The sequence below is a fragment of the Kitasatospora sp. NPDC004289 genome, assembly GCF_053602875.1.
This window is the reverse complement of record NZ_JBSGEL010000049.1, coordinates 1-12,677: the sequence shown is the minus strand read 5'-3', so window position 1 is coordinate 12,677 and position 12,677 is coordinate 1. Positions and strand designations below refer to the sequence as shown.

Annotated in this window: 12 protein-coding genes; 7 read left to right on the top strand and 5 right to left on the bottom strand. The window is 72.9% G+C overall.

Features of this window, described 5'->3' with window-relative positions:
- Positions 1–105 precede the first annotated feature (105 nt).
- The 3 genes from ACWEPF_RS27890 to ACWEPF_RS27880 all read left to right on the top strand — a co-directional run bounded on the left by ACWEPF_RS27890 (position 106) and on the right by ACWEPF_RS27880 (position 3,092).
- Positions 106–1,308 (top strand): MFS transporter, encoded by a 1,203-nt coding sequence (locus ACWEPF_RS27890; RefSeq protein WP_452174693.1) that lies wholly within the window; start codon positions 106–108, stop codon positions 1,306–1,308.
- 105 nt (positions 1,309–1,413) lie between these two features.
- On the top strand, positions 1,414–1,614 hold the full coding sequence (locus ACWEPF_RS27885) for a hypothetical protein (RefSeq protein WP_345281705.1): 201 nt from the start codon (positions 1,414–1,416) through the stop codon (positions 1,612–1,614).
- Positions 1,615–1,649: 35 nt separating this feature from the next.
- Positions 1,650–3,092: a DUF692 domain-containing protein gene (locus ACWEPF_RS27880; protein ID WP_452174692.1), complete on the top strand. Its 1,443-nt coding sequence runs from the start codon at positions 1,650–1,652 to the stop codon at positions 3,090–3,092.
- Between the two features lie 109 nt (positions 3,093–3,201).
- On the opposite strand, the gene ACWEPF_RS27875 is transcribed toward ACWEPF_RS27880, so the two are convergent.
- Genes ACWEPF_RS27875 through ACWEPF_RS27865 form a run of 3 tightly spaced genes read right to left on the bottom strand, consistent with a single transcriptional unit; the run spans position 3,202 to position 6,805 of the window.
- Positions 3,202–4,074 carry a geranyl diphosphate 2-C-methyltransferase gene (locus ACWEPF_RS27875; RefSeq protein ID WP_452174691.1) on the bottom strand — a complete coding sequence of 291 codons (873 nt, stop codon included), beginning with the start codon at positions 4,072–4,074 and terminating at the stop codon, positions 3,202–3,204.
- A gap of 53 nt (positions 4,075–4,127) precedes the next feature.
- On the bottom strand, positions 4,128–5,393 hold the full coding sequence (locus ACWEPF_RS27870; RefSeq protein WP_452174690.1) for a family 2 encapsulin nanocompartment cargo protein terpene cyclase: 1,266 nt from the start codon (positions 5,391–5,393) through the stop codon (positions 4,128–4,130).
- Positions 5,390–6,805: a family 2B encapsulin nanocompartment shell protein gene (locus ACWEPF_RS27865; protein WP_452174689.1), complete on the bottom strand. Its 1,416-nt coding sequence runs from the start codon at positions 6,803–6,805 to the stop codon at positions 5,390–5,392. The genes ACWEPF_RS27870 and ACWEPF_RS27865 overlap by 4 nt, the downstream gene beginning before the upstream one ends.
- Positions 6,806–7,349: 544 nt before the next feature.
- Here ACWEPF_RS27865 and ACWEPF_RS27860 point away from each other — a divergent pair.
- A complete protein-coding gene (locus tag ACWEPF_RS27860) occupies positions 7,350–8,090 on the top strand; it encodes a class I SAM-dependent methyltransferase (protein ID WP_345281714.1) in 741 nt (246 codons plus the stop codon).
- A gap of 52 nt (positions 8,091–8,142) precedes the next feature.
- On the opposite strand, the gene ACWEPF_RS27855 is transcribed toward ACWEPF_RS27860, so the two are convergent.
- Both ACWEPF_RS27855 and ACWEPF_RS27850 read right to left on the bottom strand, forming a co-directional pair.
- Positions 8,143–8,559 carry a peptidase inhibitor family I36 protein gene (locus ACWEPF_RS27855; RefSeq protein ID WP_452174688.1) on the bottom strand — a complete coding sequence of 139 codons (417 nt, stop codon included), beginning with the start codon at positions 8,557–8,559 and terminating at the stop codon, positions 8,143–8,145.
- Positions 8,556–9,578: a hypothetical protein gene (locus tag ACWEPF_RS27850; RefSeq protein ID WP_452174687.1), complete on the bottom strand. Its 1,023-nt coding sequence runs from the start codon at positions 9,576–9,578 to the stop codon at positions 8,556–8,558. The genes ACWEPF_RS27855 and ACWEPF_RS27850 overlap by 4 nt, the downstream gene beginning before the upstream one ends.
- A gap of 87 nt (positions 9,579–9,665) precedes the next feature.
- Here ACWEPF_RS27850 and pip point away from each other — a divergent pair, with 87 nt between their 5' ends.
- From pip to ACWEPF_RS27835, 3 genes are all read left to right on the top strand, one after another.
- Complete coding sequence (pip, locus tag ACWEPF_RS27845; protein ID WP_452174686.1) at positions 9,666–10,622, top strand: prolyl aminopeptidase; 957 nt, start codon at positions 9,666–9,668, stop codon at positions 10,620–10,622.
- Positions 10,623–10,816: 194 nt separating this feature from the next.
- Positions 10,817–11,704, top strand: coding sequence for an SGNH/GDSL hydrolase family protein (locus ACWEPF_RS27840; protein ID WP_452174685.1), 888 nt, complete (start codon positions 10,817–10,819; stop codon positions 11,702–11,704).
- Between the two features lie 116 nt (positions 11,705–11,820).
- Entirely contained in the window at positions 11,821–12,573 is a 753-nt protein-coding gene (locus tag ACWEPF_RS27835) for a ferritin-like domain-containing protein (RefSeq protein ID WP_452174684.1), read from the top strand.
- Positions 12,574–12,677: the final 104 nt, after the last annotated feature.

Here is a 12,677-nt window from a genome sequence, read left to right as displayed (position 1 = left end):
AGCAAGATCACTGAGACCGTAGTCACGTTCACGGGGCGTACTGAATGCTATAGTGCGTGCGTTCGCCTCCAGCGCCCCGACTTGGTGCGCGCGGAGGCTTTTTTCATGCCCATCGACACCCTGACGCCGGCCCGTACCGGCTACCTCACCCTGCTCCGCGACCGCGAGTTCGCCGGGCTGTACGCCTCCTTCACCCTCACCGTCGCCGCCACCACGCTCTCCGGTTTCGCCCTCGGCTCCCTGGTCGACGACCGCACCGGCTCGCCCTTCCTGACCGCCGTCAGCATGTACGGCGCCACCTTCGCCACCGTGCTCGGAGCCCTCACCCTGATGTCGGTGGCCGACGGCCGCCACCCCCGCCGCACCCTGCTCGCCCTCCACGGCGTCACCCTGGCCGGCACCGCCGTCCAAGCCCTGCCCGGCCTGCCGCTGACCGCCCGCTTCGGGGTGCTGCTGGTGCTCGGCCTCCTCCAGTCCCTGGCCACCGGCACCCGGCTCGGCCTGCTCGCCGAGACCGTCCCGCCGGGCGGCTATGCGTCAGCTCGCTCGCTGACCAACGTCACCTCCGGGGCGACCGCCGTCCTCGGCTTCGCGGCGGGAGGCCTGCTGGCCCGTCACCTGACGCCCCACCAGCTCTTCGCGGTCGCGGGCCTGCTGAACGCCGGCGCGCTGGCCCTGGTCGCGGCCACGGTACGGGAGCGCTCCGTCCGCCTCGCCCGGCGGCCCGGGCTGCGGGCCACCTGGAGTGCCAACGCGGCCCTGTTCGCCGACCCCGGGCAGCGGGTGCTGCTGCTGAACCTCTGGGTGCCGAACGGGCTGATCGTCGGCTGCGAGGCGCTGTTCATCCCGTACGCGGGCGGGGGTGCCGGGCTGCTGCTGGCGGCGGGGTCCGCGGGGATGCTGCTCGGGGACCTGACGGTCGGGCGGCTGCTGGACGCGCGGCAGCGACGGCGCTGGGCCTTCGGTCTGCGGCTGCTGCTGGCGCTGCCCTTCCTGCTCTTCGCGCTGCGGCCGCCGACGCCCGTGCTCGCGGTGGCGGTGCTGGTGGCGGGCGTGGGCTTCGCCGCCACCCTGCCCTTGCAGGAGCGTCTGCTGGAGGCGACGCCCGAGGCGGTGCGGGGACAGGTCCAGGGGGTCGAGTCCGCCGGGAGGATGACCTGCCAGGGGCTGGGCGCGGCGATCGCGGGCGGGGTGGCGCAGGTGGTCGGCCCGGCGGTGGCGATCGGCGTGGTGGCGGCGGTGTCGGTGCTGCTGACGGTGGCCCTGCGGCCCGGGGAGGGGAACGGGCCTGCGGTGGGCGGCAGTTGACCGGCAGTTTGGGCGTCGGGGCGGGAGGTGGGAGGGGGATGCGCGGCATGCTGCTCCCACCATCACCGCGCCCGGCACCGCCGGGCTCCGCGCAGGAGGTTTCCCATGTCCTTCACCACTGTCGTCGACGCCCCGGCCGAGCTCACCCTCTCGCTGGCCGAGGCCGACGGGCTGGACCTGATGGCCGCCACGGTCAAGGCCGCCGTCAACCAGGACAACTGCCCGAGCTGCCACTCCGGCTTCGACTGGTCCTTCGGCCGTTCGGCCGAGTTCACCCTGGGTGGTGGGTCGGTGGTGGCCGGCTGAGGCGCGGGCCGGGCGGCGCGGGAGGGGCCGGGCGGATGGACCGTCTGGGAGTCGGGCTCACCTACGTACGGGGCCTGGAAGGGCTGTTGGAGGAGTGCGGGGAGAAGCTCGACGTGGTCGAGGTCGAACCGCAGACCTTCTGGCGGGCCCGGCCGGACGGCACCCTCGGCACCGACGACGAAGCCCTGCGCCGCCTGGCCGACCTGCCGGGCGCCCGCTTGCTGCACAGCATCGGCGACCCGGTGGGCGGGACGGTCCTCCCGGAGGCCGAGCACATCCATCTGCTGGGTGAGTTGGCGGCTCGGATGGACGTGCCGTGGGTCAGCGAGCACCTGGCCTTCAACCGGGTGGGCGGCGGGGCCGAGGGATTCCGTACGGGCTTCATGCTGCCGCCCCGGCAGAGCCCGGCGGGCGTGCGGCGCGGCGTCCGGTCCGTGCGGGCGATGGCCGACGCCCTGCCGGTGCCGTTCGCGGTCGAGCTCGGCACCAACTACCTGCGGCCCCGGGCGGACGAGCTGAGCGACGGCGCGTTCGCGGCACAGGTGGCCGAACGGGCGGACTGCGGGCTGCTGTTGGACCTTCACAACGTGCTCGCCAACGAGCGCAACGGGCGCTGCACGGTGGACGAGCTGCTCGCCGAGCTGCCGCTGGAGCGGGTCTGGGAGGTCCACCTCGCGGGCGGGTTCGAGCACCGGGGCTACTGGCTGGACGCCCACAGCGGCCTGCCGGACGAGGAGTTGCTGCTCCTCGCCGAGCGGGTGCTGCCCCGGCTGCCCGCGCTGCGGGCCGTGCTGTTCGAGGTCATGGCGTCCGCCGCACCGGGACTGGAGGCCTCCGAGGTACGGGAGTTGACGGACCGGGTGCGGGAGATGTGGGTGCCGGGAGCCGTCACGGCGCCGGTCTCCCTGCCGGTGGTGGGGGAGGCCGCGGAGACGGGCCCGTCCCCGGAGGAGTGGGAGGCCGCGCTCGGCGGGCTGGCCGTGGGGCGGGAGCCGCGGACCGCGCTGGAGCGGGAGTTGGCGGCGGATCCGGCGATCGGGCTGCTGCGGGAGCTGATCCTGGAGTTCCGGGCGGGGGCGCTGGCCGGGACCCTGGTGCACACGGTGCGGCTGCTGTTGCTGACGCTGGGGGAGGGCGGGGTGCGGGAGCTGCTGGCGGGGTACGCCCGGCAGCGGACGCCCGAACTCTTCGCCACGGAGGAGGCATCGGCGTTCGCGGAGCACCTGCGGCGGACCTGTCCCGCGGTACCGCTCCTGCCGGACGTGCTGGAGCTGGACCTCGGCCTGATGCACGTCCGCCTGGACGGCGAGCCCCGGACGGTGGAGCTCACCACCGACCCGAACGCCCTGCTCACCGCCATCGGGGCCGGCCGCCTGCCGCAGGACCCGCCGCGCGGCACGTACCGCCTACGCCTGGTGGACACGCCGGGGGCGCGAGGAACTGCGCGCGGGGGAACGGCAGCACCTGCAACTGGCTGACGGAGCCCCAGTTGCAGGTGAGCTGCCTTCCGACCCGCGCCCACGCGGCGGAGCCGCAGATCAACAGAGCCCCGCGCCCCCAGAAGCGTGACCACGTACCTCGGAGAGGTCAGACGCGGTCGGCCGCGATCAGGAGGTACTGGAAGGAGCCGTCCTTGTAGGACTGGATGAAGGCCTCCTCGATGCCGGTGACGATCGAGGTGGTGGCGCGGAGCTCCCAGTAGGGCAGGGTGGCCGGGGTCAGGTCGATGACGGCCTGGGGGACCAGACGGTTGTCGGCCATCGCGCGCATGTACTCGCGGCGGGAGTGGATGTTGCACTCGAAGTGGGCGTTGATCTGGGAGACCCACTTGGAGGGCTGGCCGTATGTGGGGTTCCAGCAGCCGGTGATGGTGACGTAGCGGCCGCCCAGCTTCAGGATCCGGGAGTGCTCGGAGAACAGGTCCTCGAGGTCCACGTACATGCTGGACTCGTTGTTCCAGGACGCCGCGGCCTGGCCGGTCTCGAACGGCATGTTGAGCATGTTGGCCACCCGGGAGCGGACGGCGTGGTCGATGCCGAGCTCGCGGGCGCGGTTGTTGCCGAAGTCGGCCTGGGTGGAGGAGAGGGTGACGCCCTCCACGGTGCAGTTGAAGCGCTGGTGGGCCATCACCATGGAGCCGCCGCGGCCGCAGCCGGCGTCGACCAGGGTGTCCTCGGCGGTGATCGGGCCGAGGTGGTCGAGCAGCACGTTGGTCTGGGCGGACTCCAGGCGGTGCAGCTCGTTGATCACCTTCTGCTCGCGCTCGGCCGGGTCGTCGGCCTGGATCGCGGCCTGGTCGATGTCGCCGATGCCGTAGTGGTGGTGGTAGAGGCCGTCCACGTCGCCGAGGAGCAGGTTGACCGGGCGGGCCTCGTTGTTCCAGTAGCGGGCGATGTCACCCTGGTACGCGCTGGCGGGGGCCGGGATCGACGCGGTGTTCGGGTCAGCGGTGGTGGTCATGGGGGATCTCCTCGTGATGCGGACGATGGGCCTACCGGGGAAGCCGGCGGCGGTTACCAGAAGTCGGGCAGGGTGTAGCGGTAGGTGTTGGTCTGGTGCCAGTTGTGGTTGCCGTCGATCCAGACCGCGACGCCGCGCAGGAAGCGCAGCAGCGCCGGGTTCGGGTACTCGACGGCCAACTGGGCCGATTCGGCCTCGAAGGCGTGCATCAGCTCGTTGTGGATCTCGACGGCCTTGAGGTAGGCGTCCCGGGCGTCCAGCTCCTCGTTCCGGGCGATCACCACGGGGAGGTTGAGGTGCAGGCCGGGGCTCTGCAGCTCCTTGGTGTAGGAGTACAGGTCGTTGACGATGGTGGTCGCGTTCCCCGCCAGCGCGATCACCCGCTGGAGGGCGGGCAGCGCGTGCAGATCGGCGGGGAGCTCGTAGCCGCCGATCGTGTCGGTGATGGTCGGGCACGGGCGGAAGTTGTTGAACTGACGCATCGCCAGGTACTCCCACACCTGGGGCACGTAGTCCGTCTCGTCCCAGGCGGCCTCGGCCAGGTAGCCCATGTGCAGCCGGGCCATGTCGTGCCGGAAGCGGTCCGCCTGGGAGGCGCTGGCGGCCTGGCGGAAGTACTCCATGGCCGAGAAGTACGCCCGGCGCGGCGCGTCGGACTGCAGCGACTCCTGCCAGGCCGGGGTGTAGCCGGCGGTGGTGTGCAGCGGGTCCAGCGCGGTGTGCGCCAGCAGCAGGCGCCCGCCGAGGCCGACCGGGGAGCCGCCGTGGTCCTCGCAGTAGACGTCGTCGACGACGTTCTCGGCCGCCATCAGACGGGTGGCCACCATCAGGTGGTCCACGGTCGGCGCGTCCGGGTGGCAGGTCACCATGTAGCGGCCGAGCGAGAAGCCGTCGAACTGGTCCTCCCACTCCGGCGGGTAGAGCGCGACCTCGTGCACCGCCCAGTCCTTGATCCGGCGGCTGACCTCCTCGACGCGGGCCGGGTCCGGCTCGGCGACGGGGTGGAAGTACAGCCCCGGCACCGGGTCGCCCGGGGCCGGCTTGCCCGAGAGGGGCGGCTCCGGAGCGGTGGCGGGCGTCAGGCTGGGGACGGCGAGGCCGGGCAGGCCGGGCAGGGAGAAGGCGACCGGTGCCTCGGAGACCTCGATCTCCTCCACCGGGAAAGCGAGTTGCGGCGGCCCGGGCAGGACGACGGCCTCCGCCGTGGGCACCTCGGCCTCGGGCGCTTCGGCGGGCAGCGTCGGGTAGAGGCTGCCCGTGCCCAGGCCGCTCGGGCCGCGCAACAGCCGCCCCAGGTCCTGGAGTTCGGCGGCGGTCATGCGGAGGCCCCGATCTGGCAGTTCTCCAGCAGGCCGAGGGCGTCCGGCACCAGGACGGCGGCCGAGTGGTAGCCGCTGACCAGGTAGCGCATCACCGACTGCTGGTTGATGCCCATGAAGCGGACGTTCAGCCCCGGCTCGACCTCCTCCGGGAGGTCCTGGGGACGCAGGCCGATCACGCCCTGCTGCTCCTCGCCGAAGCGCATCGCCATGATGGTGGAGGTCTGGGTGTCGGAGACCGGGATCTTCGAGAGCGGGTAGATCGGCACGCCCCGCCAGCCGGGCACGAGCTTGCCGTTGACCTCGGCCGGGGCCGGGTACAGGCCGCGCTTGTTGCACTCGGCGAAGAAGGCCGTGATCACCTTCGGGTGGGCGAAGAAGGCGTGGGTGGAGCGCCGCATGGCCAGCAGCTGGTCCAGGTCGTCCGGGGTGGGCGGGCCGCTGCGGGTGGAGATCCGCTGGTCGTAGGCGGCGTTGTGGAGCAGGCCGAACTCCCGGTTGTTGACGATCTCGTGCTCCTGCCGCTCGCGCAGCTCCTCCACCGTCAGGCGCAGCTGCTGCTGCAGCTGGTCCATCGGGTCGTTGTAGAGGTCGGAGACCCGGGTGTGCACCTGGAGGATGGTCTGCGCCACCGACAACTCGTACTCGCGGGGCGCGAGTTCGTAGTCGACGAAGCTGGTGGGGATCTCCGGCTCGCCGCGGTGGCCGGCGCTGATCGCGATCTCGGCCTCGCCCTTGCGGTTGACGGCGCGGCCGGCCCGGGCCCGGAACTCCTCGGTGTGGGCCCGCAACGAGGGCGTGCGGTCCAGGAGTTCGCGGTACTGCGCCCAGGGGAGGGCGAGCACGGTGGCGTCGGTGGCGGCGCGCAGCGTGGCCGACCACTCGGCGTCCGGGCCCAGGTGGGCCTCGTCGCCCAGGTGGGCGCCGTCGGTGACCACGCCGACCACCTGCGACTCGCCGTACTTGCCCTCGACGATCCGCTCCAGGCGGCCGTGGGCGATCAGGAAGACCTCCTCGACCGGCTGCCCCTGGCCGGCCAGCAGGTCACCGGCGCGGACCTCGCGGACTCGGAAGCCCGCGGCCAGCTCGGCCAGCACCTCCTGGTCGGCGTAGCCGCGCAGGGCGGGCAGCGCGTCCAGCGAGGCGGGGACGGGCCGGACCTGGTCCGCGCCCTCCTGGACGAAGAGCACCCGTCCGGCCCCGGTCCTGAGCAGCAGGCGCCGGTTGACCCGGTAGGTGCCGGCCGCGACCTCCACCCAGGGCAGGGTGCGCAGCAGGTTCCGGGAGGTGATCCCCTGCATCTGCGGTTCGGACTTGGTGGTCGTGGCCAGCAGCCTGGCCGCCTGCGTGGACAGGCTGGACTGCGTGGACCGGCTCGACTGCGGCGTGGGTGGTGCTCCCAGGCCAAGCATGACTACTCCTCGGGGAAGGGCGCCCACAGGGCTGCCGGGGCGCGGTGTGCACCGCGATTGGGCACGAGCGGACAGCACGGACCGGCCGACCCCGCGCGGTGCCCGGGGCGTCGGTTGCCCGTTCTGGATCTGATCGGTTCGTTCAGAGGTGCCGAGGTGCCGGTATTCGCCGCCCGTCCGGTCTCACGTCGCTGTCTCCCCAGACCGTCCGTCGGCTTCCGAGATCATGATTGCGGAGTCCGGGTGGAAGTCGGGGCGAAGGATCGGAAGAGACCGAATGTGATCGTTCCGGTTCGCACGGCAGTGCTGAAGGCGAATGTGATCGCCGGAACGGGGCGGCCGCCTCCGAGCGGGAGCGAGCGCGCACGGCCCGCTCGTTCCCCGTGCGGCCGACCGTTCCTGACGATCCGTAACGTCTGCCTGCGGGAACCGCGATCCGGCCCGACTTCTCTGTGTCATCCGCCAATACGGCCGCCCACCGGTGCGGGGAGAGGATTTCCGCCACGGCCGCGCAACGGGGTGCGGCCCGGAAGGGGGACTGTCCATGAGCGGGCAGCAGTACGACCAGATCGGTGAGGCCTTCGAGGGCTTCAAGGCCCTGCCGCTGATGCGCTTCGGCGAGGTGCCGAGCTTCCTGGAGCTGGTGGGCGACGTCCGGGGCCGGTCGGTGCTCGACCTGGCCTGCGGAACCGGCTTCTACAGCCGGGAGTTCAAGCGGCGCGGCGCGGGCGAGGTGTTCGGGGTGGACATCTCGGTGGAGATGATCGCCGCCGCGCGGGAGATCGAGCGGCGCGAGCCGCTGGGCGTGCGCTACGAGGTCGGTGACGTCCTCGAACTCGGCGATCTGGAACCGAAGTTCGACGTGGCGCTCGGCGTGCAGTGTCTCAACTACGCCCAGACGGTGGCCGAGATGGAGCGGATGTGCCGCAACATCCACCGCAACCTGGTGCCGGGCGGCGAGTTCTTCGTGCTGGCCCAGAAGCCGGACTACGCCTTCGACTGCGCGGACCTGGAGAACTACGGCTTCCGCTGCGAGTTCGCCGGTGAGATCGAGACCGGGAACCGGGTCCGGGTCACCGCGCTGCTGGAGCCGGAGCCGATCACCATCGTCTCCTCGGCGCCGAGCCGCGAGGTCTACGAGAAGTGCCTGCAGGCCGCCGGTTTCCGCGAGGTCGAGTGGGTGCCGCTGCAGATCACCGAGGCCGGACTGCGCCAGTACGGCGAGGAGTTCTGGGCCGAGGCGCTCGCCCACCCGCCGCTGGAGATGTTCCGCGCCCGCGCCTGAGAACGACGGCGGCCCCGCCCGGAAGAGGGCGGGGCCGGCGTGGTTCACGGTGTCAGCAGCTGCTGACCCAGACGTGGGCGGAGGCGATGTTCGCCACGCCGGAGTTGCTGGCGATGCCCGAGTTGCGCGGCAGGCAGAAGAGCAGGCCGCTGCCGCCCGCGTAGTTGTAGACCTTCACCTTGTCGTAGGTGTCGGGGGCACCCGCGTTGTACCAGGACTCGGAGTTGTTGTTGATGCTGCCCCACTTGCCCTGGGTGGAGCCCGCCCAGTCCCAGTTGTCACCGGCCCAGGCGATGGCCTGGTTGCCGGAGGTGTACTGGTAGTTGGGCAGGTAGAAGGCGCAGAAGTCGCCGGTGTGGCAGTAGTCGTTGACGACCCGGCCCGCGTCCGCGGAGGCGGGCGTCGCCAGCGCCAGCGCGAGGCCCGCCGTCGCGGCGGCGGCCAGCCCGAGCTTCTTGAAACGGTTCATCGTCGTATCTCCCCATGTGACTCGACGCGGGTGGTCCGCGTCGAAACCTCGATGAGCTCCCTGGCCCGTCCGACGGCCCGCGCCCGCAGGGCGTCGTACTCGGCGAACTCGGCACGGCTCTGCTCGCGGATCCGGCCGCGCGCCTCGGCGGCCACCCGCTCGGCGACCGTCACCAGCTGCGAGGACCCCGAGCAGCCCGCGTCCGCCGTCGCCGTCGACACCTCCAACTGCCAGGCGGCGTCAGGTCCCTGGCTCTCCTGGGACTGCTTCTCCCCGGCGGCGCGGAGCTCCTGGGCGGCGGAGGCCACCTGGCGGCGCGCCTCGCCGGGGCTCTGCGCCGGGTGCCCGGCCGCCGCCATGCAGGTGCGCCAGGCCGTCAGCGCTTCCGTGTACCGGGCGTCGGCGGCCACCAGCGGGCCGGTCTCCAACTGGAGGTTGCTCGCCCGGATGTCCAGCGCGAACCAGCGGTCCAGGTCGCCGTACAGCTCCCGCCGGGCGGCCGAGGTGCAGCCCCCGCGCGGGGTGAAGGCGGAGTTGCCGTCGGCGAGCGGGACGGTGAGCGAGTCGGCCCGGTCCCCGTTGAGCGCCGCGGTGTAGGCGCCGCGCCGCTCGGAGGACAGCCCGCCGACGTAGTCCGCGTTGGTCCGGTGCGCTCCCGGGGACGCCGACGGTTTCGGGGGACGGCGCTGGATGCCGTAGCCGTAGGCCCGCGCCCAGGAGGTGTCCGCCGAACCGAAGTCGGAGCGGCGCCCGTCCTCGGCGGTGGTGTCGCGGACCCACTCCACGTAGTACGTGAAGCCGGCCTTCCGCATGCAGTCGGCGGTGTGCGTCTGCTCGGCCCACTCCAGCAGCTCCCGGTCGCCGGCCGAGGCCGTCGGCACCGCCGGTGCCTCGGCGGCCGGCGCAGCCGAGGGCCCCGCGCCGCCCGTGCCGGGCGACTGCTGACACCCGCTCAGCAGCGCCACGGCGACGGCCACTCCGGCCGCCGCTCCCGCTCCCCATCCACCTCGCTCGCTCATGTGTCCATCGTCGGCACGGGCCGGCGACTCGGGAACCTAGGGAGAAGAAGGTTGGCACCGGCACGCCCCCGTGCTAGGAGCACTGTCATGCCTCTCTACCCACCGATCACGCCCTACGACAGCGGCTTCCTCGACACCGGCGACGGGAACCGCGTGTACTACGAGCAGTACGGCAGTCCGGACGGCAAACCCGCGGTCGGCGTCCACGGCGGGCCCGGGTCCGGGTCGCCGCGGAACCCGCTGCGGGCCTGGGACCCGGAGCGGTACCGGGTGATCCGCTTCGACCAGCGGAACTGCGGCCGCAGCACGCCGCACGCCAGTGACCCGGCGGCGGACATGAGCCTGAACACCACCGGGCACCTGATCGAGGACATGGAGCGCCTGCGCGAGCACCTCGGTGTGGAGAAGTGGCTGGTGAACGGCGCCTCCTGGGGTGTGACGCTCGCCCTGGCCTACGCGCAGCGGCACCCGGAGCGGGTCAGCGAGCTCATCCTCCAGGCCGTCATGACCAGCAGCCGCGCCGAGATCGACTGGCTCTACCGCGGCGCCGGACGCTTCCACCCCGAGGCCTGGGAGCGCTTCCGCGGCGGCGTGCCCGAGGCGGAGCGGGACGGCGACCTGCCGGCCGCCTACGCCCGGCTGATGGAGCACCCCGACCGCGCCGTCCGGGCGAAGGCCGCCGTCGACTGGCTCGCCTGGGAGGACGCCGTCATCTCGGCGGAGCCCAACAACCGGCCGGGCATGTACAGCGACCGGGTGGACGAGGACCAGATCGCCTTCGTCCGGATCTGCTCCCACTTCTTCGGCCACGGCGCCTGGCTGACGGAGGACCAGCTCCTGCGCGGCGCGCCCCGCCTGGCCGGCATCCCCGGCGTGGTGGTGACCGGCCGGCACGACATGGGCTGCCCGCCGCAGTCGGCCTGGCGGCTGGTGAACGCCTGGCCGGGAGCCCGGCTGCACATCTCCGAGGACTCCGGCCACGTGGGCAGCGAGAGCATGGTGAAGGTGGTCCACGACGCCATCGAGGAGTTCAAGGACCGCTGAACGGGTGTCGCCCGGCGGGGCGGCCTTCGGCCGGTCGGGGGAAGGTCAACTCGCCGTGCTGTCACGGTGCTTGACTGGGGGACGGACGGGCCACATCCTTACCGAGCGGTAAGACCGCCCGGTAACCACGGCTGGTGCAGCTCCGTGGCGGTGTGCCGTCCCCCACCCCTCGTCACCGCCACGGAGGCACCCCCATGCCGACGACCGGAATCCCGCGCGCCCGCGCGGCCCTCACCACCCTCGCCCTCACGGCCTCCCTCGCCGCCGGTGCCCTCACCGCCGCCGGCCCGGCCGCCGCTGCGGCCCAGGCCGCCCCGTACGCCCGCTACGTCGCCCTCGGCGACTCCTACGCCTCCGGCGCCGGGGTGCCGACGCAGGTGGACACCGCCTGTGCGCGGTCGGACAAGAACTACCCCTCGGTGCTGGCCGGGGCACTGGCGCCGGCCGCGAGGGCGGACGTCACCTGCGGCGGAGCGACCACCGTCCACATGACGAGCACGCAGAGCGGCTCCGCCGGGCCGCAGTTCACCGCGCTGACCACCGACACCGACCTGGTGACGCTGACCATCGGCGGCAACGACGTGGGCTTCGCCGACATCATCGTGCGCTGCACCACGCTCGGCTTCTTCAACGGCAACGGCGCTCCCTGCAAGGGGAGTTACACCTCGGGCGGGACCGACCAGCTGGCCGCGAAGGTGGACGCGACCGGGGCGAAGGTCGGGGCGGTGCTGGACGGCATCCGGCAGCGGGCGCCGCGGGCGACGGTGCTGGTGACGGGGTACCCGGCGATCCTGCCGGACGACGGGTCCAACTGCTGGGCCACCGTCAGCATCGCCAAGGGCGACGCGCCCTGGCTGCGCGACACCCAGAAGCGGCTCAACTCGGTGATCGCGGCCCAGGCCGCCGCGCACGGTGCCCGGTACGTGGACGTGTACGCGCCCTCGGTGGGCCACGACGTGTGCAAGCCCTCGGGGACGCGGTGGATGGAACCGCTGTTCGGCAGCGGCGCGGCGGCCTTCCACCCCAACGCGGCGGGGGAGCGCTCGATGGCCGAGGCGGCGCGCGCGGTGGCGGTCGGCTGAGCGACCCCGGGCGGGCGGCCTGCGGCGAACCGTGTTGAACGTGTTCAGTTCCCGGTCTAGAGTCGTCCACGTCGCAGGGCGGAGCGAGTCGCACCGCCGTCACGAGGGGGACCGCCATGCCCGAGCACGATTTCGCCCAGTGGGTGGACCACTTCCATGCCGAGGCCGCCCGCCGGGCCGCCACCGCCGAGCCCGACTGGTCGGCGGTGGCGCGGCTGCCGGACACCGTCTGGGCCAGCCTGCAGAAGTTCCAGGTCGGCGAGGACGGTGACGGGGCCAACCTGATCGGCAAGGCCGACAAGGAGGGGGACCCGGACTACGCCCTGGCCGCCCGGCTCTTCGTCGCCGAGGAGCAGAACCACGCCCGGTTGCTGGCCCGGCTGTTGGAGGCGGGCGGTCGCCCGACCCTGGACGGGCACTGGAGCGACCGGATCTTCGTCCGGGTACGGCGGCTGCTCGGGATGCGCACCGAGCTGCTGGTGCTGATGATCGCCGAGCTGGTCGCCGTCCCGTACTACCGCGCCGTCCGGGACGGCGCCGCCGATCCGCTGGTGAGCGAGGTGGCCGGGCGGATCATGGCCGACGAGGAGCGGCACATCCCGTTCCACTGCGACCGGCTGGCCGACTCGCTGGCCGAACTCGGCCCGGCCGCCCGGCGGGTGACGGTCGGTGGGTGGCGGTTGCTGCTGCTCGCCGCCGCGCTCTTCGTGGCGGTCGACCACGGCCCCGCGCTGCGGGACCTCGGCGCCCGGCGCACCCGCTTCGTGCGGGACGTGTTCCGCCGCTCCGGCCCGGTCGCGGCCGCGATCCTCGGCGGCGCGGCCGCGATCCGGACGGACCGTCGGCGAGCGGTCGCCCGCGTCGCCTGACGGCGCGCGAGCCCCCACGAGCCGGAGGCCCGGCCGGACTGCCCCACGGGGGTGGACAGTCCGGCCGGGCCTCCGTACGGCGGCCGCCGCCGGGACGGATCTCC